This is a genomic window from Asaia lannensis NBRC 102526 (assembly GCF_024054035.1).
In the GTDB taxonomy this organism is placed as follows: Bacteria; Pseudomonadota; Alphaproteobacteria; order Acetobacterales; family Acetobacteraceae; genus Asaia; species Asaia lannensis.
This window is the reverse complement of record NZ_JAMXQU010000003.1, coordinates 225918-250431: the sequence shown is the minus strand read 5'-3', so window position 1 is coordinate 250431 and position 24514 is coordinate 225918. Positions and strand designations below refer to the sequence as shown.

The window sequence follows — 24514 nt, the reverse complement described above, 5'->3', positions numbered from 1 at the left end:
TCAGGCTGTCACGAGTTTTCTGTCGTCGGACAGGCTGAGAAAACCGAAGCCGACCTTGGCCAGCACGTCGGTGATCGCAATGATCAGCACGCTCGCACCATCGGGCACGATCCCAAGACCGTCGGGCGACAGGGCCAGAATGACCGGGTAGACCATCCAGAGCACCGACAGGATTGCGGCGCTACGCAGATAGGCCTGCTGCACGGCCGGTGTTTCGAGCTGGTTCGCCTCTTTCTGTGACACCCAGATGACGTAATAGACGCCGAGAAAAGCGAGGCAGGAGAGAATGAACCAGATCCAGCGGCTGATCACGTTTTCAGACGCGCTGAAGGCAAAAGCCGTGACGATCATGATGATATCGGCTGCCACAGCGCCGAGCAGCAGATCGGCGCGCTTGCGACCACGCAGCATGCCAAGGCAACCGAGGCCGACCAGCAGAAGCGGGGTGGTGAAAAACCAGTCGATATAACGACCGAACCACAGGATACGCGTGGAATTGCCGACACCGGCAAGTGTTGCATCGGTGGGAAGCAGAACAGCGCCCTGGCCCGTCGCCATGGCGACATAGAGACACCCCGCAATAATCGGAACGATGCCATGGGCAAGGCTCATCACGCCTTCTGTTTCCGTGCGGCGTTTGCCGAGAAACAGCAGGGCCGTTCCTCCTGCGAACATGATCAGGGCAGTCAGCCAGAGGATGGACTGGGTCATTTTCGCATTTCTCATGGTAGTTGAGCAGCGATGAACGGGCGCTGACACATAAAGTTGTAGAGCCACGCGCTTGACCTGCTCTTTTCTGCTCCTTTCCTGCCGCGACGTTGCGCGCCGGCCATGCGAGCCGAGCAAGCACGGCAGCAGGAGAGAGTCAGACGCCACCGTCCGTGCACGGTGAAAAACATGGCCCACACAACAGGAACAAAAACGGGGTATTTACTCTGGACATCATGCGCCGCGCCGCCTTATCTGCCCTGAAACGAAAGGGCGTTGCATGAGTCAGGATCTGGCAGGACATATCGAGGATACGAAGCTCGCAGATGCGCTGAGCGAACGGTATATCGCCTACGCCATGTCCACCATCATGGCGCGCTCGCTTCCCGATGTGCGTGACGGCATGAAGCCGGTCCATCGTCGTATTCTTTACGCCATGCAGCAGCTCAAGCTCGATCCGAGCGCGGGTTTCAAGAAATGCGCGCGCGTCGTCGGTGACGTTATCGGTAAGTTCCATCCCCATGGCGATGCGGCAGTCTATGAGGCGCTCGTGCGCCTCGCGCAGGATTTTGCCGTGCGCTATCCGCTGGTCGAGGGGCAGGGCAATTTCGGCTCGATCGACGGCGATAATGCGGCCGCCATGCGTTACACCGAGTCTCGCCTGACGGCGGTAGCCAAGGCGTTGCTCGAAGGGATCGAGGACGACGCGGTCGATTTTCGCCCGACCTATGACAATGAGGATGCCGAGCCTGTCGTTCTGCCAGGTGCTTTCCCCAATCTGCTGGCCAATGGCGCTGCCGGTATTGCCGTGGGTATGGCCACAAGCATTCCCCCTCATAACGCGGCGGAAATCTGCCGTGCCGCACGTCATCTGATCGAAAATCCGCAAGCCTCGGTCGAGGCGCTGATGCAGTTCATGCCGGGCCCCGATTTTCCGACCGGTGGCGTTCTGATCGAAGATCCCGCCAGCATGCAGACGGCCTATGAGACGGGGCGCGGCAGTTTCCGCACGCGTGCGAAATGGGAGGTCGAGCAGGGCCGTTTCGGCACCTGGACCGTGATCGTGACCGAAATTCCCTATCAGGTGCAGAAATCGCGCCTGATCGAGCAGATTGCCGAGCTGATGGAGCAGAAAAAACTGCCTCTGCTGGCTGATATCCGCGATGAAAGCACGACCGATATCCGACTGGTTCTTGAACCCAAGACCAAGGGGATCGAGCCGGAAGTGCTGATGGAAACGCTGTTTCGCGTCACACCGCTCGAGAGCCGTTTCAGCCTGAACATGAACGTGCTGGATGCCAATCGCGTGCCGCGCGTCATGGGTCTGCGCGAGGTGATCCAGTCCTGGCTCGATCATCGCGAAATCGTTCTGGTGCGTCGTTCGCAGCATCGCCTGAATGCGGTGGATCGTCGTCTTGAGATCCTGGAGGGCTTTCTGGCCGTCTATCTCAATCTCGATGAGGTCATTCGCATCATACGCGAGAGCGATGAGCCCAAACCCGAGCTTATGCGTGCCTTCACCCTGACCGAGTTGCAGGCCGAGTATGTGCTGAACATGCGCCTGCGCTCCCTGCGTCGTCTTGAGGAAATCGAGATACGCAAGGAACGCGATGCCCTTCTCAAGGAGAAATCCGGGCTTGAGGGGCTGCTCGGCAGCGAGCGCAAGCGCTGGACGCGTATCGGCAAGGAGCTGGATGCGACGGCAGCGAGCTTCGGGTCCGGTGCGCTGGGCGACAGGCGCACGCGTATTGCCGCCCCGCCGGAGCCGATCGATCTGTCTGCGGCCATCCAGGTCGATCGCGAGCCGCTGACCGTGCTTCTGTCGCGTGAAGGCTGGGTACGCGCGATCAAGGGGCATGGAATCGATCCCGAAAGCCACAAATTCAAGGAAGGTGATGCATTCGGCCTGTCTCTCGAATGTCAGAGCACCGATCGGCTTTGCCTGCTCGTAAGCGGAGGGCGCGCCTTTACCCTCAAGGCCGCCGATCTGCCGCGCGGTCGCGGCTTCGGTCAGCCGATCCGTGTTCTGGCCGACCTGCCTCAGGATGAGGATATCGTCTCGTTCTTCGTCATAGATGAGGCCGGCCGGCATGTACTCGCCAGCGAAAGCGGGCGTGGCATGATCGTGCGCGACGCAGATATGGCGGCGGAAAAACGTACCGGCAAACAGGTGCTGACCGTACGTGAAGGCGACAAGGCGGCGTTCTGTGTGGCCGTGACAGGCGATCAGATCGTGTCCATCGGCAGTAATCGCAAGGCGCTGACCTTTGCGCTCGACGCCCTGCCTGAAATGACGAAGGGCATGGGTGTCACGATCCAGAAGCTGCCAGCAGGCCAGCGTCTCGTGGATCTGCGCGTTTTTGCTTCAGGGGTCGGTCTCGTCTGGCACGAGGGGCAAAAGCCGCGCACTGAGACCGATCTGGCGTTAATTGCTGGAAAGCGTGCGGATCAGGGCAAGGTGGCCCCGCAATGGATGACGCGCAAGCCAACCATACGAAGCTGAGGGGAATTTCCCCTTGGTCGCGTTTTTCTAGATGTTGTCGCTCTCGAGGCGGTGCCATTGCCCGCCTCGAAGAATTTCAGCCGGTTTGAACCGCGATTTATAGCCCATCTTGACGCTGTCGGGCACCCAGTAGCCCAGATAGAGATAGGGCTTTCCACGGCGTTTCGCTTCGGAAATGAGCCAGAGGATGGACGCCGTGCCGAATGAACGATGCGGATCGTCGAGGCAATAGAAGGTGTAAACTGCAGACAGACCGTCTGACAGCATATCCACAAGCGACACGCAGACGAGGCGTCCTTCGCGGGTGCGGAACTCGAACACGCTGGTCTCGACCGGGCTCGTTTCGATCATCGACTGGTAGTCATCGAGCCCCATCAGCGCCATATCGCCATCGCCGTGACGATGTTCCTGATAGGCGCGAAACAGTTCGTACTGCTCGACCGTAGCGACGATCGGCCTTTCGGTTACGATGAGATCGGCATGGTTACGGCCTACACGACGCATGGTGCGGTCCGGTGCGAAGGACGACACGGGCAACCTGATGGGAATACACGACTGGCAGCCGGTGCAGACCGGAGCATAGACAATGCCATGACTGCGCCTGAAGCCGGCCCGCGACAGACGGTCGTGAAGCAGGTCGGCATCTGACCCGGTGAGCTCGGTCATGACCTTGCGCTCGGTACGGCCGGGCAGATAGGGGCAGGGCGATGGCTCTGTCGTGTAGAAGAGCTGGGGTCGATGCGCTGACATAACCACCCTTTCTCTCCTTCTCGGCAGTGAGGACTGAAACTCTCCGGCCGGATCGGGGTGACGATCCGCCATAATTCCATATTTTACGATGAAATATCCGGTTGCAAGGGGCAGCCCTGTTCATTTCGTTCGAATACGCTAACGTTATGAGCCATGCACTGGCCCGTCACCCTTTTTGATTTTTTCATGATCGTCCTTCGCTTCTCCCTGGCGGTAGCGGTGACGCTTCATGTTTTGAGGACGAAACAGAACACGGCCGCCTGTGCGGGATGGATCGGGGTGAGCTGGCTAATGCCCATTACCGGCTCGCTGCTTTATCTCATGCTCGGCATCAACCGTGTGAGGCGCCTGGCAAAACGATTGGCGAGCGATCATCACTGGCGCGCACGCGGTCTGTCCTATCATGCACAGCATCGTGTCGAGGGGGCTTTCGCACCTCTGGCACGCATGGTCGGCAAGCTCACCGAAAGACCGCTGCTCGGGGGGAACGCAATCGACTGCCTGCATGACGGCGATACGATCTATCCCCGTATGCTGGACGATATCGCGCGGGCACGCGTATCGGTGCTGCTGTGCTCCTACATCTTCCGTTATGACAGGATCGGCCGACAGTTCGTCGAGGCGCTTGCCGCAGCGCAGGCGCGCGGTGTGCAAGTGCGTGTGCTGATCGACGGGATCGGGGGCGGATATTTCATCAGTGGAGCGTACAAGGCTCTGCGCGGGCACGATATTCCCTGCGAGCGCTTCATGCACTCCCTTCTGCCCTGGCGCATGCCGTTCCTGAATCTGCGCAACCATCGCAAGATCCTGATCGTCGATGGACAGACGGGTTTTATGGGCGGCCTCAATATCGGTGAGGAAAATCTCCGCCGTCTGCGCATCAAGCATCCTGTTGCCGATACACATTTCAGGCTCGAAGGGCCGATCGTGCATCAGCTGGGAGAAGCATTCGCGCAGGACTGGTCATTTACCTGCGGCGAGCAGCTCGATGGCGCGATCTTCTTTCCCGAACTGGAGAAGCGGGGCGATATGCCCATGCGTATCGTCACCTCGGGGCCGGATAACGACCTTGAGAAAATCGAATTCTCGATGCTTCAGGCCATTGCTCTGGCAAGGCGTTCCGTACGGATCATGACGCCCTATTTCCTGCCGAACGAGCGCCTCGTGTCAGAGCTTTGTCTGGCGGCGCTGCGCGGGGTGCATATCGATATCATTCTGCCCAGACGCAGTAATCACCGCCTGATCGATTACGCGCGCGATGCCAGTCTGGCCCCGTTTCTGCGCGCAGGCTGTCATGTCTGGATGAACAGACCGCCCTTCAACCATGCCAAGCTGATGGTGGTGGACGATGAATGGTCCTTTGTGGGGAGCAGCAATATCGACGCACGCAGCCTGCGCCTGAATTTCGAGATCAATCTCGAAATCTACAGCCCTTCATTCGCCCAGACCCTGACGCATTTCATGGAAAAGCATCGTACAGGACGCCTGACCCATCACGCGCTCGACAGCATGAGTCCGGCGCGAAAGACACGTAACGCGGCTGTCCGTCTGTTTATGCCTTACCTCTAGTCCTGTCCGTGCACTTTCTGGCCCCTAGATTTCCGGCGTTCGGCCAGACGCTGAAAGAGAGCGCGACGCTGGAAAAAGGCGCGATGATTGTCCGGCGCATCCAGACGCAGCGTGACACAGATCGGGTGATGATCGGAGCTGCGATTGGGTAGAACCGCGGTATCGAGCGCGGTCATGCCTCGTACGAGGCAGCGGTCGATTCTGATCGGCAGCATATCGGCCATACGATGGGTCGGCTCACGCGGTCCCACATCGCGAAATCCCGGCAGAAGCGTCGGGCCGACAAGATTGAAATCTCCCATCACCAGCGCACGGGGACGCAAAATCGGCGCAATGCGCCTGAGCTGACGACGGTTGAGAATCTGGCCGTGGGAGAGATGCACGTTGGCAATCGAGAACGAGCCGAAATCGACCAGCTGCGCCGTGCGTTTGACCATAAGGCCCGAGGGCAGGGCGCAGGAGATCGGCGCTCGATTGAATGCGAAGCGGCTCCAGCAGGCCGTGCCGTGAATGCGGTCCGGTAGCGGAATGCGCGCATAATGACCGCCGAGTATTTCAGGCAGGCGGTCGAACGCGTTTCCCGCTTCCTGCATCAGGAAGATATCGGGTTGCAGGCTGCGCGCGAGATCGACGACCTCGTCCAGCGGTGCACCGACGGCGCGTAGCAGATTCCAGCTCAGGATCCTGAATGTCTGGCCAATCCCGGGGACGGGTCGGTCGGGGATGGGTGAGAATGACATGTCTTGCGATAGGGCCAGGCTCATTGCACCGGTTTCTTTTCTGTCTGATAGGCGCCACGCGCGAATTCTGTCGTCAGTGTATAGCCGACACCGAGAAGAACGGGGCCGAGGAATATGCCCAGTCCGCCCAATGTGACGACGCCGCCGAGCACGCCCAGCACGGTGAGCAGATAGGGCAGCTGCGCACCGCGCGCGATGAAGGCCGGGCGTATGATATGATCCGCGCCGGAAATGAAGACGATACCGTACCCTGCCAGAAACAGCCCCCAGCCAAGATGATGATGCAGGGCGAGCCAGATGGCAGCAGGTGCCCAGACCAGAGGCGCGCCGACAGGGAACACAGCAACGAACGCGGCCACTCCCCCCAGCAGGACAGGGGCAGGGACACCGGAGATGAACAGACCGATAGAGGTCAGAACGCCCTGAACGATTGCGGTACCGAGAATGCCATAGACCGTCCCGCGTATGACCCCGCCGATGATCGTGATCAGGCGGTCCGCATAGGCGCCGGTGATGCGTGTCAGAACGGCCTTGATGACCCGACCGAGTGAATCGCCGCTGATCCAGAAAAACAATGCGATGAACAGCGCCATGACCAGCTCTGCCAGCCCGCTTGCCATCTGCATGAGGGCCTTGAGCGTATAACGGGCAATCTGCCCGGCATAGGGATGCAGGGCTTCGCCGAGGCCACGTACATCATGGCTCCAGTGCTGGTAGGCCGTGGTGAGTTGCGGCCCCAGCCCCGGCACCGAGGCGAGCCATTCGGGTGCCGGGTGTGTGCGTCCGAGCGCCTCGATTTCGGAATTGATACCACCGATGATGAGAGGCAGATCGGCAATGCCGGTCGAGGTCAGAAGCGCGAGCGGCATGACGATGGCGATCGCACTGCAGACCATCATGACTACAGCAGCAAGTGCTGGGCGCATATGACGCCTCAGGCGCTTGAAAAGCGGCCATGTCGTGAAGGTGAGAATGGCTCCCCACAGAATGGCGGAGAGGAAGGGCCACAGCACGACGCCGCAGCCATAGGCAACACCGAGCAGAAGCAAACCCAGCATGATGCGTTCGGTTGTCACAAAATCTCCCATGGCCGCCCATGGCACCAGTTGACCAGACGGTCCTGCTGGCTGCTATCGTGCGGCTCTCAACTCGTTCTTGCAAGGTCCGACCATGACGCTGCCCCCCCTTATCGATGTGCAGACCCTGCTGACGCTACCGGCGCGTCGTGTTCGTTATCTCGATGCTTCGATCCTGCTCCCCGGGCAGGAGGGCGACCCCGAAGCGGAGTTTAAGGAGTTAGCGCTTCCGGGCGCCGTTCGTTTCCGGATCAACGATATCTCCGACCGTTCGGATAGTCTGCCCCATACGGTTCCCGGCGCGTCGGTCTTTGCGCGAGCCATGCAGGATATGGGGATAACGCGCGATACGACGCTCGTTTTCTATGATCGCAAGGGAAGCATCGGGGCATGCCGTGCGCACTGGATGGCGTCGCTTTTCGGTCATGAGCGCGCTTGCGTGCTCGATGGCGGTCTCGCCGCACTGGTGCAGGCAGGAATTGCCATCGACGACGTGCCCGTACCGGAGTCACCCCTGAAATCGACGCCTGAGTTTCCGTTAGAATCTCCGTCAGAATTCCCATCGGACGGCCTCTACAGAACGTGTACACGTTACGCTCTGCTCGCGGGTAAGGGCGATGTTTCTGACGCTCTGACCGATCCTGGCAAATGCGTGCTCGATGCACGCAGCGCCGCGCGTTTTCATGGGCGTGTCGCTGAACCACGGCCTGACACGCGCGGCGGCCATATGAGGAACGCAATCAACCTGCCTTTCGCCGAGGTTCTGGATGCAGAAGGGTGTTTCCTGCCACCCGAAGCGCTTGCTGTGCGTTTGCACGCCAGCGGCATAGGGGGGCGTCATGTCATTACGAGCTGCGGTTCGGGTCTGACCGCAGCCACACTGACCATGGCCCTGCGTGTCGCCGGGCTCCCTCCGGGGCAGCTTTACGACGGGTCGTGGGCAGAATGGGGCGGCGATCCCACCATGCCTGTCGAGATGTGAGCGGCCTGAACGGCTTGGAACACCATCAGGTATCAAAAGGCCTGCGGGCACCAATGGAGAGAGAAGAAAGTGGAGAATACCGCCAAACAGGTCGTTTCCGGGTGGAAGCGTCTGTCTTCCCTGCTGGTACAGGGCGGCCGACCTGAGCCGACCCCGCCAGAGGGGGCTTTCGTCAACGGGCCTGTCACAAGAGGCTCGACCGTGCTTTTTCCTTCCCTCGACGCCATGCGCGAACAGGGTCTGCGCAGCCACGATCATGAACTGATTTATGGCGCGATGGGGTCGCCGGTGCAGCATGAGCTGGAAAAGCTCATTGCCCAGATCGAAGGGGGGACGCATACGCAGGTTGTCTCTTCGGGGCTTGCTGCCTGTACACTGCCTTTGCTGACCTTTCTGAGTGCTGGCGATCACCTTCTGCTGCCAGACTCCGTCTATGGTCCGACACGCCGGTTTGCGGGGACCATGCTGGCCCGTATGGGGATCGAGACCACCTACTACGCGCCTCTTGCCGATGAAGAGACGATCGTCGGCCTGATGCGTGAGAACACGCGTGTGGTTTTTGCCGAAAGCCCGGGCAGCCATACATTCGAGGTTCAGGACGTTCCGATGCTGGCGCGCGTGGCTCATGAACGTAATGCGCTGCTGATGCTCGATAACACCTGGGGGATCGGCATCTTCCAGCCGTTCCGGCATGGCGTGGATGTATCGATACAGGCGCTGACCAAATATCCTGCGGGGCATTCGGATGTGATTGCCGGGGCGATTACGGTTGCCGATGGCGCACTCTGGAAGGATTTGCGCGATGCTGCCATTCAGATCGGTCAGCTCGCAGGCCCCGATGAATGCTGGCTGACGCTTCGCGGTCTGCGCACGATGGCGGTCCGTCTGGAACGGCAATCGGCCTCGGCATTGCAGGTGGCGCAATGGCTGCGCGGTCGCCCGGAAGTGGCGCGCGTGCTGCATCCCGCATTCGAGGAATGCCCCGGTCATGAATTCTGGGTACGCGACTTCGATGGTGCGAGTTCGCTTTTCGGGGTGGAATTGCGTGCCGATCTCTCGGTCGCTGCCATGCGCGACATGATCGATGCGCTTGCCCTCTTCGGTATCGGTGCATCATGGGGAGGATACGAAAGTCTCGTTCTGCCGACGACGGGTGGCGTGCGTCGCTCGCTGCCGGACGCGATGCCCGAAGGACCGAGCTTTCGCCTGCATATCGGCCTGGAAGATCCCAACGATCTTATTGCCGATCTGGAAGGCGGTCTTGAGGTGCTGCGCGCCTCGCTGGCTGGATAGGCTATGGCCTGTCACCGTGCATTCCCTCGTTTCGATAAGTGAATGGGGGGAATGCACGGTACCGTATGCACGAACCGCCAATCGTGACCGGTGTGGATACGAAACGAAACCTAAGCGTGCGCAGAATGCACACCGTTTTGCGGTCGATGGTTGAAGGCTGCAAGACGGGAGCGGTATGTATATCGGAGGCGAACGGTTTCAGGACACGCTGCGTGCAGTCTGCCTGTTTCTTCTTGGTGAATGCCCATGGTGAAAATGCGTGGCGAACGCCTGGACGTTGATGAGGCAATGCATTGAAAGATAAATATAAATCAACCTAACCTTTAGGTGACGTGCGTAATTATCGGAACTACCGTTGGTCGATCAGCGATTATTTTTCGTTGACGTATTTGTAGTTCTGAGGACAGATCATGTCGGTATATAAAATTCTCCGTGAGGCTATCGAGCAGGAAAAGCCTGTTGCCTACACGATGAACGAAAAACGCTATGTCGGATCGCCTCACGCGCTTGGTAAGGGCGATAATGTTGCCAAGGTACTGATGTATGTCGGGACAGACGGCCACGAGAAGGAAATTCCAGTGCAGGGCCACTGGCATGCCATTGCAGTTTCCGAAATTGCTGAAGTCATGATTCTCGAGCACGAGCCTTTCCATAAAGGGCACCCGGATGCACATGCGCGCTCGGCATTGCGCGAAATCGATATCGAAATGTTCTGAGCGAGCCGTTTTTTCGTTAATCTGTCACCTGTAGTACCGGAAGAGGGCGCATCATGAACGACTGGACCAAAGACTCAGCCTCGAAGAAAGCGCGTGTCGCTGCCTTGATGCAGGAGCTGTGGAAAGCCGATCAGTCTCCTGCTTGCGGGCCCGAGGCTTATCGCGAGAGAGCCGAGGAGCTTGCTTCCATGGAACAGCACCCTCATGCCGGAGAAGTTTCCGCCCGTCCGGAATGGCCCGTCGGGCCGAACGGCCAGCCGATCGAGGAAGCCTGGATTGAGGACAATCTTGGCAATCCCGGCGGAGCCATGAACGAGCTCGATGACCACCGGGAAACGCCTTATGCAACGCGTAAGGAAGAGGCCGAGCATCTGCGCTCCGACGACTGATCCCATGCGTCGAACGAAAAGAACAAGAAAATGATCCTCCCTGTTTTGCTCAACGAGACCTCGACCCCCAAAGCGCCGAACGGCAATGGGTGGTATCTTCTCGATGGGGACACATTGCGCGATGTCGGTCCTTTCGAGAGCGAATATCAGGCCTCCCTCTGGGTCGATCAGGAAGAACCGCCCCTGCGCTCCGAAACGCTCGTGGCACCCTGACCGGTGAAAACGTCCATGCGGCGCGCTGCAATGAGCACCGCATGGACGTTGTATTTCCCGAGAGCGATCTTACGAGCCGGGCTATTCCCGTAACCCGACCGTGAGACCACGGCAGTGCAGGCGCGGCTCGGCCTTCAGGCCGTGCCGGCACGCTCTCCCGCTGCTGCAAGCTGGCGATGCGCCTTGAAGTCCTGACGACACGGCTTCTCCAACGGCGACCATGGAAGCCGACCGCAGAAGCCTGTGCCAGTAAGTCCTAACGTAACCTGTATCCGAGCGCCTCACGCAGGTGAGGAACATCGACCGTGTCCGCTTGACCGAGATCGGCAATGCTGCGCGCTACGCGGAGCAGTCTTGTCAGGCCACGGGCCGAGAGGCGCAGTTTTGTCGCTGCCTCGCTGACCAGATTGCGTGCTTCGCTTCCCATTGCGATCTCCTGGGCGGAAATCTGTGCATTGGGCACGCCCTGCCGCGCAATCTGACGATGGCGCGCTTCGATGACACGTGCGCGTACGGTCGCGCTGCTTTCCCCGTCGGGTGCCGCAATCATGTCCAGTGGTGAGACGGGGGTCACGAAAAGCGAGAGATCGATACGATCGAGCATAGGGCCGGAAAGGCGCGCAAGATAATCGTCGCCGCATTGCGGTGCTTTGCGGCAGGCGCGCTCTGCATCGCCAAGGTAACCGCAGCGACAGGGATTCATGGCCGCGATGAACTGGAAGCGTGACGGGTAAAGCACGGTCTGGCGGGCGCGGGCTACCGTGATGGTTCCTGTCTCGAGCGGTTGCCTCAGGGACTCCAGGCAGGCGCGCGAGAACTCAGGCAATTCGTCGAGAAATAGAACGCCATTATGTGCGAGACTGACTTCTCCCGGGCGGGATCGTGATCCACCGCCGACCAGCGCGGGCAGGGTAGTCGAGTGATGCGGCGCCCGAAACGGAGGGCGGGTTACGAGCGTGCTGCCTGTCGCCTGCCCCCCCAGACTGTGGATGCGGCTGCACTCAAGCACCTGCTCGTGGGTCAGATCGGGAAGAATGGATGGCAGGCATTGAGCCAGCATCGATTTTCCAGCGCCGGGTGGGCCTGACATGAGCAGGGAATGGGCACCGCATGCTGCGATTTCCAGAGCGCGCCGCCCCAGATCGAGCCCTTTGATCGAGGTGAGGTCGGCGAGTGGAGGGGTGAACGGCACAGGCTCCAGTTCCGGCGATGCCAGCACGGCCTCGCCGCTGAAATGGGCCAGAAGGGCGCGGAGCGTATCGGGCGCAAGAATATCGAGCGTATCGCTGGCCCATCTGGCTTCCTGCGCCTGAGGTCTGGGGCAGATGAGGCCGAGCTGCATTCCGACCGCTTCGAGCGCGGCCGAGAGCACGCCGCCTGTCGCCTGTAAACGCCCGTCGAGCGAAAGTTCGCCTATGGCGGCATAGGGCAGGATCGCTTCATGAGAAAAAATGCCCATGGCTGTCATGATGGCCAGCGCAATGGGCAGGTCGAAATGCGATCCTTCCTTGGGCAGATCGGCCGGGACCAGATTGATAAGGATCCGTTTTGGGGGGAGGGCCAGGCCGAGCGCCGCAAGAGCTGCCCGCACCCTCTCACGCGATTCGCCGACGGTCTTGTCCGGCAGGCCCACGATAATAAAAGCGGGCAGGCCGGATGAAATCTGGATTTCTACCGTGACCGGAATGGCATCTATGCCTGCGAAGGCGAAGCTCTGGATCCGGGCAATGGAAGATGAATTGGACACCGACACCAACGAATAATCAGGAAAGAACGACTCTGTTCCTGACTATTCTTAGTGTGGCATCAATAATTCATCAAATGACTTCAGCGCTGGTAGATGAGTCGCGCGCGCATCGTGCCTTTCAGCTCACGCAGGCTGTTGAGCAGGCGTGTGTCGAGTTCGCTATCGGGGCTTGCGTCGGTTTCCACCACCACATAACCGACTTCGCCATCGGTCTGCAGGTATTGCGAAACGATATTGCAGTCCTCGCTGGAGAAGATCTCGTTGATCTGACGCATGATCCCCGGGCGGTTCTCATGCACATGCATGAAACGCGTGCCACGCGGGCGCTCGGGGAGCTGGACTGCGGGGAAGTTGACGGCGCCCAGTGTGGAGCCGACATCGGAATATTCCACGAAGCGCTTGGCGACTTCCACACCGATACGTTCCTGCGCTTCCATCGTGGAGCCGCCGATATGCGGGGTGAGAATGACGTTCGGCAGACCCTGAAGCGGTGAAACGAAGCTCTCTCCCGCGCCCTTGGGTTCCTTGGGGAACACATCCACGCCAGCGCCCATGAGGTGGCCGTCGCGTAGCGCAGCGGCCAGTGCATCGATATCGACAACGGTGCCGCGGGCATTGTTGAGCAGGATCGAATTCGGCTTCATGGCGCGTATTTCGGCCTCGCCGATCATGTCCTTGGTCTGCTCGGTCTGGGGAACATGCAGGCTGACGATATCGGACTGGGACAGCAGGTCATGGAGCGTGTCGACTGCCGTGGCGTTGCCATGGGGAAGTTTGTCTACCGTGTCATAGAAGATCACGCGCAGGCCGAATGCTTCGGCCAGCACGGAGAGCTGCGAGCCGATGGAGCCGTAACCGACGATACCGAGCGTCTTGCCACGCACTTCCCAGGCGTTCACAGCCGATTTGTCCCATCCGCCAGCATGGCACTGTTCCGAGCGCGAAGGGATGCGGCGCAGAAGCATCACGATTTCGCCCATGACCAGTTCGGCCACGGAACGCGTGTTGCTGAAGGGTGCGTTGAAAACGGGAATGCCTGCCATGCGTGCTGCGTTGAGATCGACCTGGTTGGTACCGATGCAGAAGCAGCCGATCGCCATCAGGCGGTCAGCGGCTTCGATAACCGGTGCAGTGAGCTGCGTGCGTGACCGTATACCGACCATGTGCACGCCCTTGAGCGCCTCTGACAGGGCCTCGCCCTCAAGCGCCGTTTTGACACAGGTGACCTGATTGTATCCCTGCGCGGCGAGATGCTTGGCAGCACTCTCATGAATGCCTTCGAGCAGAAGAATGCGAATGCGGTCTTTGGGGAGAGAAAACGAGGCTTCCATGTCCGGCTCCTGTCAGCGGCGCAAATCCGAAAAGCGGTGCTAACCCATACGCGGGTCAGGGGGAAGGGCGCAGCGAGGCAACGGCCTGTGGAAGCAGGCCCCTGTCGCCGCAGGCGAGGACCGTGCCATCGCTGTCGAGCGTCAGCTCATTACCCTGCCAGTCCGTTACGATGCCGCCTGCACCTGCAACGACGGGAACCAGTGCCCCCCAGTCCCACGGTTTCATGGTGCATTCGGCAATTATGTCGATCTGCCCGAGCGCAAGAAGCCCGTATCCATAGGCGTCGCCACCCCAGCTTGTGCGGCGCGTCGTGGATTTGAGCCCGGCAAAGCGCCGATCGTAGGGAGAGACGAGCATGTCTGGCGAGGTGCAGGATAATTCAGCCCGATCGAGCGCCAGACAAGGGCGTGTACCGGCTGCACCGGGCATATGGGAGGATTCGAAAACTGTTTTCTCGCCTTCGACGCCGATCCAGCGCTCCTGTGTGAAGGGCTGATCGATGATGCCGAGCACCGGCCGCCCTTTGTAGAAAAGCGCGACGAGCGTGGCAAAGCTCGGTCTGCCCGTGATGAAGGCGCGCGTGCCATCGATCGGGTCAAGCACCCAGACGAAGTCGCTCTCCACGCCGGAAAATCCGAATTCCTCTCCAAGTATCGCGTGGTCGGGGTGGTGCTGCTCGATCAGCGTCCTCATGGCCGTCTCAGCCTCGCGATCCGCTCGGGTGACGGGCGATTCGTCGCTTTTGTCATCCACGGTGAGACCGCTGCGGAAATGGGGGGAGACCGCTTTGCGCGCGCGATCGGCGCACAGACGGGCGGTGCGCAGGCAAAGGGTGAGATCGGGTTGGTCGGACATGGAATAGACCTCACGTAAGGGCCGGGAAAATGGCCGTGGAGAAGGGGAGCATGGCAAGTGACGCCCTTTCGTAGCGGGGAACCGTACGTTTGTGCGAGATCTGGCGAACGCCCGAGCCAACGAATGCCCGAGCCAACGAATGCCCGAGCCAACGAATGATTGACGCATCCTGGGGGGTGCGGCATGTCTGGCCTCGCGTTGCAGCCCTCACAAGACAAGCGGAAAGCCTGCTTCTACCTCATGAACCCGATCATCGTCATCCCATCGCGTCTTGCCTCGACGCGTCTGCCGAACAAACCCCTGGCTGAGATCGGCGGCAAGCCGATGATCTTGCAGGTTGCCTTACGAGCGCGCGCATCCGGTCTGGGGCCTGTGCTTGTTGCCTCGGGCGATCGGGAAATTCTCGATGTTCTCGAGGGCCATGATATCGCTGGCGTATTGACCGACCCTGCGCTTCCAAGTGGATCGGATCGGGTGCATGCAGCTCTTGAGGTCTATGATCCGCAGGGAACTCATGATGTTGTGATCAACTTGCAGGGCGATCTGCCTCTGGTGGCGCCTCAAACGCTCTCATCTGCGCTTTTGCCCGTTACACGGGGGTTCGATATCGGCACGCTCGTTGCGCCTGTCGAGACGGATGAAGAGGCGCAGCGTGTCTCTGTGGTCAAGGCAGCCTGCGCTTTCGTCCCCGGTCAGGATGTGGCGCGTGCACTTTACTTTTCGCGTCAGGTCATTCCGTGGGGTGAGGGGCCGCTTTGGCACCATGTGGGTGTGTATGCCTGGCGGCGCGAAATGCTCGCGCGCTTCGTGGCGCTTGCGCCGTCTCCTCTGGAGCGCCGTGAGTCGCTCGAGCAGTTACGGGCGCTTGAGGCCGGTATGACCATCGGCTGTGCTGCGATCGACGAGGCGCCTCTGGGGGTGGATACCCCTGAGGATCTGATGCGTATTCATCAGGTGCTGGGCGCATGAGCAATATCATCGCTTTTCAGGGTCGCCCCGGTGCCTATTCCGATCTGGCCTGTCGTACGGCTCGGCCCGGCTGGACGACGCTGCCTTGTCCGAGCTTCCAGGCGGCGATCGAAGCCGTGCGCGAAGGCCGGGCCACGCTCGGCATGCTGGCCTGCGAGAACTCCCTTGCCGGTCGTGTGCCTGAAATCCACGCACTTTTACCAGAAGCGGGGCTTCCGATCATCGGGGAGCATTTCCAGCGTGTTGAGCATTGTCTCATTGCCCTGCCGGGTACGAAGATTGAAGAGGTGCAGCGCATACACACGCACCCCGTTGCGCTGGGACAGATCAGAAACCTGATACGTGAACTCGATGTCGAACCCTGCTCGGCGTTCGACACGGCGGGCGCCGCCGAAATGGTGGTGAAATGGCAGTCGCGTCAGGATGCCGCTGTTGCTTCGGCACTGGCGGCGGAACTCAACGGGCTCGAAATCCTGCGTGCGAATGTGGAAGATGCTGCCCATAATACCACCCGCTTCTATCTGGTGGCGCGTGAAGCACAATGGCCCCCTGCGGACGATCCGCGCGTTATGACCACACTGGTATTTCGTGTCCTCAACCGCCCCGGTGCGCTTTATCAGGCTCTGGGCGGATTTGCCGGGAATGGTGTGAACATGACCAGGCTCGAAAGCTATATGAGCCCGGGCACGCTCACGGCGACGGGTTTCCTGCTGGATGTCGAGGGGCACCCGGATCAGCCCGCGCTGTCCCGTGCGCTCGCAATGCTTCAGGACTGTAGCGAAAAGATCGCCATACTTGGTGTTTATCCGGCCAGCCCCTCGCGTTATCCCGAGTAGCGGGCCTGCAGGGGCAGACTGCACGATATCCATTTGACAGCGGCGTCTAGAGTTCTATTTAGCAGCAGGTTTGATTAACGCGGCAGGTGAAGGCTCATGGCACGGAACAAGGAATTTAAAGGGTCTCTGACCGCGCTGCTGACCCCTTTTCGCGATGACGGCACGGTCGATCTTGCCGCTCTGGGCCGGTTTATCGACTGGCAGATCGATCAGGGTACGGCGGGCCTTATTCCGGCCGGGACGACAGGCGAGAGCCCGACGCTGACTCACGACGAACACGCGCTTGTCGTCGCACATACGGTCAAGGTTTCGGGTGGCCGTGTGCCCGTGATGGCCGGTGCCGGATCGAACAGCACGCATGAGGCAATCGGTATGGCGCGCCATGCCAAGGCCGTCGGTGCTGATGCGCTGCTGGTCGTTGCACCTTATTACAACAAGCCGACGCAGGAAGGGCTGTATCAGCATTTCATGCTCGTGGCCGATGCGACCGATCTGCCGCTTTATGTCTATAATGTGCCCGGCCGTTCGGTTGTGGAAGTGCTGCCCGAGACCATGGCGCGTCTGGCCCAGCACCCCAATATCGTCGGCACGAAAGACGCGACGGCGAATCTCTCGCGCCCTCTTCAGCTTCGTGCGCTGCTTGGCGATGCGCCTTTCACCCTCCTTACGGGCGATGACGGGACAGCGGTGTCGTTCCTGGCTGCCGGCGGGACCGGCTGTATCAGCGTGACCGCCAATATCGCCCCGCGACTCTGCGCCGATATGCATGAGGCATGGCAGTCCGGCGATGTGGCGCGTGCCATGGAGATCCAGCAGCGTCTTACGCCGCTTCACGATGCCATGTTCTGTGAGAGCAATCCCGGACCGGTGAAATATGCGGCATCGCGCCTCGGTCTGTGCACGCCGACCCTGCGTCTGCCGCTCTGTGAACCCAGCGCCGCCTCCTGCGCTTTAATTGACGAGGCACTGAGCAAAACCGGCCTGTCAGGATGAATTGTGGCTGAAAAGAAAAAATCCGGTCTGATCTCTCACGGCATTGCCGCGCAGAACAGAAAAGGCCGCTTCAATTATACCATTCTTGAGACGGTGGAGGCCGGTCTGGTTCTGAAAGGACCCGAGGTCAAAAGTCTCCGTATGGGGCGGGCAGCGATCAACGAAGCCTATGCCGGGGAGCGCGATGGAGAAATCTGGCTCTTCAACTCGTATATCCCTGAATATCAGGGCGGCGTTCTTTCCCGCTTCGATACCCGTGCACCGCGCAAGCTGCTTCTGCACAAGAAGCAGGTCGCTCATCTTCTCGGTGCCGTATCGCGAGCAGGGGCATCGCTCGTGCCGCTGGATGTGCATTTCAATGCACGCGGTGTGGCCAAGCTGACGCTCGGTCTGGGTCAGGGACGCAAGAAGGAAGACAAGCGCCATGCCATCGCTGAACGCGACTGGCAGCGCGACAAGGCCCGGTTGCTGCGCAGCAAGGGTAAGGAGTACTGACGTATCGCTCTTCGGGCGAGGGCGTTCAGGGGTTTTGAAAGGGACCTTCCTGCTGCTGCGGGAAGGTCCTTTTTTGTGCAGTTCTGCATGCTTGCCGCGTTCGTGCTCCGGGTCGAAGCAGGGCTGACGGGCATAAGGCGGCAGATATCCGGTCGCGATGCCTGGCCTGACCAGGCTTTTCCGGAACTTCAGGCATAAAAAAACCCGGCATGAAGCCGGGTTTTTCTGATCGGGAGAGCGATCAGGCGATGCTGATGTCAGCAGCTTCCGGACCCTTCTGGCCCTGAACCACCTTGACATCGACGGCCTGGCCCTCGTTCAGGCCGGAAAGGCCCGAGCGCTCGAGAGCGGAAGCATGGATGAAGATATCCTTGCCACCGTTTTCCGGCGTGATGAAGCCAAAGCCCTTCGTGGCATTGTACCACTTGACGATACCGCGCAGGTCTTGGGCGTGCGACAGGTCGGGTGCCGGACGAGCCGGACGACCGCCGCCACCGAAAGCCGGACGCGGGCCAGCGGGGTTGAAGGCAGCGCGCGGACGCGGTGCTTCAGCCGTGCTGGTGTCGACGTTAAGCACTTCAGCGACCTGGCGACCCTTGGGGCCCTGGCCGATGCGGACGTTCAGCGTCGTGCCGGGGTTCACGCTGGTATGACCAGCCGTGGAAAGGGCGTTTGCATGGAGGAAGACGTCGCCTGATCCATCAGCAAGCTCGACGAAGCCGAAGCCCTTCTCGCTGTTGAACCATTTAACGCTGGCGCCCACTTCCGGGCCTGACGCCAGAACCTGTGGGCCGCCCGAAGGGGGACGACGGCTTTGCATCCCACCACGGTCGCCGAAGGAGGAGGGTGCCATAAAATCGTCGTCGAATCCGCCGCGGCGCGGGGAACGTGGGCTGCGGTCGGTACGGTTGCTTCTCAACGGTCTAATCCCGAGATCTGTGCGGTGATTCATCAAGGGAGAATCACCAGTGGAGTAAGTCGAAACGGTGTGCACGGGCCTGCCGGCTGGAACGGAACGGGCGATGTCCACAAGGGGTTTCATCAGGACCCTAACACGCTTTTTTCGGGTTGTGCCACTGGAAAACGTGGCCCGATTACCACGATCTTCTTTATTTCGCTTTTTTATGGGGCGATAGTCTTGGTGCTTCTGTTAGCAACTGTTTCCAGTCACGTGAAATCGGCTATGGTGGCCGCCTGTTATTTCGGAAGGGGATGGATTTGCGCTGTTCAAAGTCGCGCTGGCCGGGCGCCAGACAGGTCAGAGCCGGGTCGCTCTCGGTTCTCGGTCTCGCGCTGATGGGTGCCACGGCGCACGCTACACCGAAGCAGGATCCTTATGGAACCTGGACCCTGCAGGGCGAGAACGACGCAGTTTCGACGCTCAAGGGCACTTCGGACCAGTATTATACGTCCGGGCTTCGTTTCAACTGGACCTCGGGCACGGATAATCTGCCCAAGCCGTTCGCCGATGTGAACCGTTTTCTGTTGGGTAACGGTATGCAACGCGTCAGCCTTGGCGTGCAGCAGCTTATCTACACCCCTCGCGATACGCAGGTCGATCAGCCTCTCTCTGGCGATCGCCCTTACTCGAGCCTCCTGCTCGGTACGGTCAATTTCATCAACGATACGGATCTGTCGCGCAGCGTTGCCGGCATTCAGTTTGGCGTGATGGGCCCTGCCGGTCTGGGTCGTCAGCTTCAGAACGGATTCCACGGGGCTATCGGCGATACCAAGAATCGCGGTTGGCACACGCAGCTTCAGAACCAGCCGATCTTCCAGATCCAGGCCGGGCGCATCTGGCGTCTGCCGGTCGTCAATCTCTATGGCATCAGCGCCGACGTGCTGCCTGCTATCTCCGGTGCAGCGGGTGACTATCGTACCTATGCCGATGCCGCAGGCACCTTCCGTATCGGTCAGGGGCTGGATAGCGATTTCGGCAATGCGACCATCGGGCCGGGCCTCGATGGCACCGACGCCTTCGTCGCAACCCGCCCTGTTGCCTGGTATCTTTATGGGGGCGTTGAAGGGCAGGCCGTAGCGTACGACTCGACCCTTCAGGGCAATACGCTGCGCGACAACTCACCGCATGTCAGCAAGACCTGGGATGTCGGCATGATCCATGCCGGTGTGGCCGTCATGTGGCATGGCGTACGTCTGTCTTACAGCCAGAACTGGCAGACCGCCCAGTTCAAGACGGCCAAGGCCGGGCTGTTCAACTACGGATCGCTCAAGCTTTCGGTCAAATTCTGATCGCTTGTGGAAAGAGCGTCGTCTGAGCGACGCCTCTTCCATGAAAAACCCGTGCCGATCGCAGGATCGACACGGGTTTTTTTATATGCGCGGAAGCAGGTGTTTCCCGCTTACAGGTAGTCAGGCGTCGGGATGCCGAGAAGATAGCCCTGCACTTCCTCGCACCCGTAGGAGTCGAGGAATGCCATCTGGCGCTCCGTCTCGACGCCTTTGGCACAGCAGGAAATGCCGAGACGACGCGCCATCTGGATTGTCTGGCCCATGACCTCATTCACACGTCGGTCATCGCTGAGCCTTTGCATGAACGAGCGGTCGAACTTGATCTGATCGACCGGGAAATTGGCCAGACGTTCGAGCGAGGAATAGCCGGCGCCGAAATCGTCGAGAGCCACATGGACCCCCAGAGCCCTCAGTCGCGACAGTTCCTGATAGGCGATATCCCGCGGACCGAAAGAGCGCTTCTCGGAAAGCTCGATTTGCAGCCTTTCCGGAGCGAGTCCCGTTTCTTCCAGCACCGACTCGACCATGCCCGAGAGCAGGCGTTTGGCGAGCCAGGTTGGGGAAATATTGACACAGACACGAAGCGGGTGGCTCCACTGGGCCGCAGCCTTGCAGGCATGGATCAGGCTCCATTGATCGAGCTTTTCGATCATCCCGCCATTCTCGGCACACTGGATGAAAACATCGGGTGGAACCTGCCCCGCACCGGGGCGCTCCCAGCGCAGGAGTGCTTCCAGCGCGACGACAGTCTGACTGCCCGGTGCGATGATGGGCATCCAGTTCAGCGCCAGCTCGCCGCGCTCCACGGCAAAAACCAGATCGCGTTCCAGGCTCGATGTGCCAATCAGGGCAGCCGTGCTGATGGAATTCGCACGGCGTTCGTGGGCGCCGCCATGTTTGCGCACTTCAGCGATCGCTGCGTCAACGGCCTGAAAGAGCGAGGGCGCTGTGTTGCCGTCCTCGGGATAAAGGGCCCAGCCTACGGAAAAGGAAGCCTGGATCTCGGTATTGCCAATAAGGAAGGCGGGCGAGAGGGCCTGGCGGATGCTTGAAACCAGAGTGCGTGACGTGACGAGCGACAGGCCGGGCGGGGATACGACCAGAATATTGCCGCCGCCCGCATAGCCCAGAAAAGACTGGCCAGGCAGAACGGCCTTGATTCGCGCGATGGCGCTGTCGATCACCTCATTCGAGGTCTCCCAGCCGTGGCGGAGGTTTAGCGCATTCAGATGGTCGAGATCGATCGCGATCACGGAGAAGCTGGCTTTGCGCGCTTCGTCCGATGTGGCTTCGATCAGATTCGAGATCTGGGCTGCGCAGAGGCCACGATCCGGCAGATCCGGGCGACGCGTCTGCAATGTCTGATTGACGAGAATGGTTCTGGCGCAGACGGCGAGATAGGGAGCCAGCTCGTGCAGTTCCTGCTCGGAGATCGAGAGCGGCACATGGGCGAGAAGGGTCAGATCCTGGTCCAGCGCAATGCCGAGCTGATAGTATTCGGATGTCCGTTTCAGGAAAAGCTCGTCACCGTGATTGCAGACCGCCCTGACGCACTCGACGGTGACTTCGGAGGTGATTGTTCCGTCGCTTGCGATTTCAACGAGCTCGTCAGCACTGTCGAAGCCGCAGATGCAGATCGAAGAGGCACTCAGCAGGCGGCGCGCAATCTCAAGTATCGCGTTATGCGGCTGCAGCTTGTTGATCCAGGACATGACGCCTCTCTGTGACGGTAGGTTTGTGGTTATGAATAACAAATCAGCGACAGGCAAGCGCTTGAAAAAGTAATCGTCACGCGTTTTGTCGCATTATTTCAAAGGATCAAATAAGTAATTGACGTCGTCAACGTGCATCTAACTACCCTGCGCGGTTTATTCGTTGCGTATCGTTACGGTCGAATATCTGCAAAAGGCGGCGCAGTTGCGGCTGATGTTCGACAGTATCGGGTCGGTCTCGCGTCAGTCTCAGCGTTTCGCTGTGGGCCTCATGCAGGAAACGTTCTGCATCGACACCTTCTCCCAGGCGGAAGAGAGGCATTCCTGACTGCCGGTTCCCGGTCATGTCTCCGCCTCCACGCAGTCGAAAATCCCGGTCTGCGATCACGAATCCGTCTTCCGTCTCTCTGAGAAGGGCGAGACGCTCCTTGCCTGTCGCTCCGGTGGCGTCGTCGTAGAGAAGCAGACAGTAGGAAGCCGCCGCACCGCGCCCGACGCGCCCGCGCAACTGGTGCAACTGAGCGAGTCCAAAACGTTCGGCATGTTCGATGACCATGACAGAGGCGTTCGGGATATCGACACCCACTTCGATAACCGTCGTGGCAACGAGCAGGCGCGTTTCACCAAGCCTGAAACGCTCCAGTTCGGCCTGACGCTGGGCAATCTCCTGCCTTCCATGCGCAAGACCTATGGGAAAGGTAAGACGCTGCGACAGATCGGCCCATCGGGCCTCGGCTGCCGCGACGTCGAGCACCTCGCTCTCCTCGACAAGAGGGCAGACCCAGAAGATCTGGGCGCCCTGATGCAGGATACGGCTTATGCCATCGATGACCTCATCCAGCATGGAGAGGGGATGCAGCGATGTCCGTATGGGTTTGCGCCCAGGTGGCTTTTCGTCGAGACGGCTGACGCTCAGATCGCCCCATTGCGTCAGCAGCAGCGTGCGCGGAATGGGTGTGGCGGTCATGACCAGAATATCTGTGTGCTCACCTTTTCCGCCGAGGAGCGCACGCTGCTGAACGCCGAAACGGTGCTGCTCATCGATGACGGCCAGAGCGAGGTCGCGGAATGCGACAGCTTCCTGAAAGAGCGCATGGGTGCCGATCACCAGACTCGCCTCACCGGAGGCAATCGCTTCAAGAGCGAGGCGGCGGCCTTTGCCTTTCACGCTGCCTGAAAGATAGACACAGGGAACACCTGAGAGTCTGGAGAGCGTGTCGTAATGCTGACTGGCCAGAATTTCGGTTGGGGCCATGAGAGCCGCCTGTGCACCGGCCTCTACCGCGCGCAGCATCGCCAGCAGGGCCACCATGGTTTTCCCCGCACCGACATCGCCCTGAAGCAGGCGCAGCATGGGAACGGGGGCAGCGAGGTCGGCGTCGATCTCGGCAAGCGCACGCGTCTGCGCACCTGTCAGATGGTGACCGAACCGTTCCAGGGCTTTGGCGCGAAGCGCTCCGTCTCCTACCAGTGTTCGCCCGGGTCGTGAGTGCGCTTCCTGCCTGGCCAGAACCAGGGAAAGCTGATCGGCAAAGCACTCGTCGAAAGCGAGACGCTCCCGCGCCATGAGCATCTGCTTCGACCAGTCGGGCGAGGATTCGGGGTTGGGGCGATGAAGCGTCTGCAGCGCGCTGCTGAAATCGGGCCAGTCATGACGTGACAGATATTCGGCTGAAATCCACTCCTGCATGGGGGGCAGGAGGTCGAGCGCTTTGTGCATGGCGCGACGCATGATCGACGGGAAAAGACCCGCAGTCAGCGGCCAGACCGGATCGATGGCTGGAATGGTGTCGCGTCTGAGCCAGTTCACCATGTAGTCGGGGTGCGGCATGGTCAGGGAAAGCCCGTAGCGTTCCAGCTTGCCCGACACGGCCAGCTCATCGCCCGGTGCGACGGAGCGTATGAAAGTCTGATGGAAAAACAGGATTTCAACCTCATCCGTATCGTCGGTCGCGCGAATACGGAACGGCTGGCGCGGGCGGGAGGGCTGGGCAATGTCGAGAACCCGCAGCTTCGTTGTAAGCGTGGCACCCGGCATCAGCTGCTCGCGTGCGTCGCGCAAGGTCATGATCGTCCGTCGGTCGACATAGCCGCTCGGCAGGGTGAACAGAAGGTCCATGACCCTGTTTCCGCAAGCGACACGACGCAGCAGATCGGCATAGCGCGGGCCGATGCCCGAAAGGGTCGAGAGAGGCGCAAGAAGCGGGGTGATCTGCGTCGATTCTGAGGGCGTGGACTGTGTGGACATGGACTCTGGGGACATGACCTTCATGGCGTAGGAACGGATAACAGGTGAACCGATAATCGGGGCCGAAAACACGGCTTATGAATACGGGCCAATAACACGGGGTAGGGAGGCTGGTGCAGAGTCGGTCACACACGAGGG

At 60.1% G+C, this 24514-nt stretch carries 22 protein-coding genes; 12 read left to right on the top strand and 10 right to left on the bottom strand.

Annotation, left to right across the window (positions count from 1 at the left end; all coding sequences use genetic code 11):
- Complete coding sequence (locus NF685_RS05980; protein WP_252848964.1) at positions 1 to 711, bottom strand: bacteriorhodopsin; 711 nt, start codon at positions 709 to 711, stop codon at positions 1 to 3.
- Between the two features lie 277 nt (positions 712 to 988).
- On the opposite strand from NF685_RS05980, the gene parC reads away from it, so the two are divergent.
- Entirely contained in the window at positions 989 to 3211 is a 2223-nt protein-coding gene (parC, locus tag NF685_RS05975; RefSeq protein ID WP_252848963.1) for a DNA topoisomerase IV subunit A, read from the top strand.
- A gap of 27 nt (positions 3212 to 3238) precedes the next feature.
- Here the strand turns inward: parC and NF685_RS05970 are convergent, their stop codons facing one another.
- Entirely contained in the window at positions 3239 to 3961 is a 723-nt protein-coding gene (locus NF685_RS05970; RefSeq protein ID WP_252848962.1) for an arginyltransferase, read from the bottom strand.
- Between the two features lie 186 nt (positions 3962 to 4147).
- Here NF685_RS05970 and NF685_RS05965 point away from each other — a divergent pair, with 186 nt between their 5' ends.
- Positions 4148 to 5530 (top strand): phospholipase D-like domain-containing protein, encoded by a 1383-nt coding sequence (locus NF685_RS05965; protein ID WP_252848961.1) that lies wholly within the window; start codon positions 4148 to 4150, stop codon positions 5528 to 5530.
- Here the strand turns inward: NF685_RS05965 and NF685_RS05960 are convergent.
- Both NF685_RS05960 and NF685_RS05955 read right to left on the bottom strand, forming a co-directional pair.
- Positions 5527 to 6270 carry an endonuclease/exonuclease/phosphatase family protein gene (locus tag NF685_RS05960; RefSeq protein ID WP_373317817.1) on the bottom strand — a complete coding sequence of 248 codons (744 nt, stop codon included), beginning with the start codon at positions 6268 to 6270 and terminating at the stop codon, positions 5527 to 5529. The genes NF685_RS05965 and NF685_RS05960 overlap by 4 nt on opposite strands.
- Positions 6271 to 6290: 20 nt before the next feature.
- Entirely contained in the window at positions 6291 to 7346 is a 1056-nt protein-coding gene (locus NF685_RS05955) for an AI-2E family transporter (protein ID WP_252848959.1), read from the bottom strand.
- Positions 7347 to 7440: 94 nt separating this feature from the next.
- Between NF685_RS05955 and NF685_RS05950 the strand changes: the two genes are divergently transcribed.
- The 5 genes from NF685_RS05950 (at position 7441) to NF685_RS05930 (ending at position 10939) form a co-directional block, all read left to right on the top strand.
- Complete coding sequence (locus tag NF685_RS05950; RefSeq protein ID WP_252848958.1) at positions 7441 to 8328, top strand: sulfurtransferase; 888 nt, start codon at positions 7441 to 7443, stop codon at positions 8326 to 8328.
- A gap of 69 nt (positions 8329 to 8397) precedes the next feature.
- The gene (metC, locus tag NF685_RS05945) at positions 8398 to 9621 is read left to right on the top strand and encodes a cystathionine beta-lyase (RefSeq protein ID WP_252848957.1); all 1224 of its coding nucleotides are present in this window, start codon (positions 8398 to 8400) and stop codon (positions 9619 to 9621) included.
- 410 nt (positions 9622 to 10031) lie between these two features.
- Complete coding sequence (locus tag NF685_RS05940) at positions 10032 to 10337, top strand: type 1 periplasmic-binding domain-containing protein (protein WP_222547163.1); 306 nt, start codon at positions 10032 to 10034, stop codon at positions 10335 to 10337.
- 53 nt (positions 10338 to 10390) lie between these two features.
- On the top strand, positions 10391 to 10726 hold the full coding sequence (locus NF685_RS05935) for a hypothetical protein (protein WP_222547164.1): 336 nt from the start codon (positions 10391 to 10393) through the stop codon (positions 10724 to 10726).
- A 30-nt stretch (positions 10727 to 10756) separates the two neighbouring features.
- The gene (locus NF685_RS05930; RefSeq protein WP_222547165.1) at positions 10757 to 10939 is read left to right on the top strand and encodes a hypothetical protein; all 183 of its coding nucleotides are present in this window, start codon (positions 10757 to 10759) and stop codon (positions 10937 to 10939) included.
- Positions 10940 to 11195: 256 nt separating this feature from the next.
- On the opposite strand, the gene NF685_RS05925 is transcribed toward NF685_RS05930, so the two are convergent.
- The 3 genes from NF685_RS05925 to NF685_RS05915 all read right to left on the bottom strand — a co-directional run bounded on the left by NF685_RS05925 (position 11196) and on the right by NF685_RS05915 (position 14873).
- The gene (locus NF685_RS05925) at positions 11196 to 12692 is read right to left on the bottom strand and encodes a YifB family Mg chelatase-like AAA ATPase (RefSeq protein WP_373317813.1); all 1497 of its coding nucleotides are present in this window, start codon (positions 12690 to 12692) and stop codon (positions 11196 to 11198) included.
- Between the two features lie 74 nt (positions 12693 to 12766).
- The gene (gene serA / locus NF685_RS05920) at positions 12767 to 14017 is read right to left on the bottom strand and encodes a phosphoglycerate dehydrogenase (RefSeq protein WP_252848955.1); all 1251 of its coding nucleotides are present in this window, start codon (positions 14015 to 14017) and stop codon (positions 12767 to 12769) included.
- 55 nt (positions 14018 to 14072) lie between these two features.
- The gene (locus tag NF685_RS05915) at positions 14073 to 14873 is read right to left on the bottom strand and encodes an inositol monophosphatase family protein (protein WP_252848954.1); all 801 of its coding nucleotides are present in this window, start codon (positions 14871 to 14873) and stop codon (positions 14073 to 14075) included.
- 240 nt (positions 14874 to 15113) lie between these two features.
- On the opposite strand from NF685_RS05915, the gene NF685_RS05910 reads away from it, so the two are divergent.
- From NF685_RS05910 to smpB, 4 genes are all read left to right on the top strand, one after another.
- Entirely contained in the window at positions 15114 to 15842 is a 729-nt protein-coding gene (locus NF685_RS05910; protein ID WP_252849080.1) for a 3-deoxy-manno-octulosonate cytidylyltransferase, read from the top strand.
- Positions 15839 to 16678: a prephenate dehydratase gene (locus NF685_RS05905; protein ID WP_252848953.1), complete on the top strand. Its 840-nt coding sequence runs from the start codon at positions 15839 to 15841 to the stop codon at positions 16676 to 16678. The genes NF685_RS05910 and NF685_RS05905 overlap by 4 nt, the downstream gene beginning before the upstream one ends.
- Before the next feature lie 96 nt (positions 16679 to 16774).
- Positions 16775 to 17671 carry a 4-hydroxy-tetrahydrodipicolinate synthase gene (gene dapA, locus NF685_RS05900; RefSeq protein ID WP_252848952.1) on the top strand — a complete coding sequence of 299 codons (897 nt, stop codon included), beginning with the start codon at positions 16775 to 16777 and terminating at the stop codon, positions 17669 to 17671.
- Positions 17672 to 18166: an SsrA-binding protein SmpB gene (smpB, locus tag NF685_RS05895; protein ID WP_252849079.1), complete on the top strand. Its 495-nt coding sequence runs from the start codon at positions 17672 to 17674 to the stop codon at positions 18164 to 18166.
- Positions 18167 to 18407: 241 nt separating this feature from the next.
- Here the strand turns inward: smpB and NF685_RS14280 are convergent, their stop codons facing one another.
- Positions 18408 to 19085: a cold-shock protein gene (locus NF685_RS14280; RefSeq protein ID WP_289847386.1), complete on the bottom strand. Its 678-nt coding sequence runs from the start codon at positions 19083 to 19085 to the stop codon at positions 18408 to 18410.
- Between the two features lie 377 nt (positions 19086 to 19462).
- Here NF685_RS14280 and NF685_RS05880 point away from each other — a divergent pair, with 377 nt between their 5' ends.
- Positions 19463 to 20416 (top strand): lipid A deacylase LpxR family protein, encoded by a 954-nt coding sequence (locus NF685_RS05880; RefSeq protein WP_252849077.1) that lies wholly within the window; start codon positions 19463 to 19465, stop codon positions 20414 to 20416.
- Positions 20417 to 20526: 110 nt separating this feature from the next.
- Here NF685_RS05880 and NF685_RS05875 read toward each other — a convergent pair whose 3' ends face one another.
- Both NF685_RS05875 and recG read right to left on the bottom strand, forming a co-directional pair.
- On the bottom strand, positions 20527 to 22128 hold the full coding sequence (locus NF685_RS05875) for a GGDEF domain-containing phosphodiesterase (protein ID WP_252848951.1): 1602 nt from the start codon (positions 22126 to 22128) through the stop codon (positions 20527 to 20529).
- 142 nt (positions 22129 to 22270) lie between these two features.
- Positions 22271 to 24376 (bottom strand): ATP-dependent DNA helicase RecG, encoded by a 2106-nt coding sequence (gene recG, locus NF685_RS05870; RefSeq protein WP_252848950.1) that lies wholly within the window; start codon positions 24374 to 24376, stop codon positions 22271 to 22273.
- Positions 24377 to 24514: the final 138 nt, after the last annotated feature.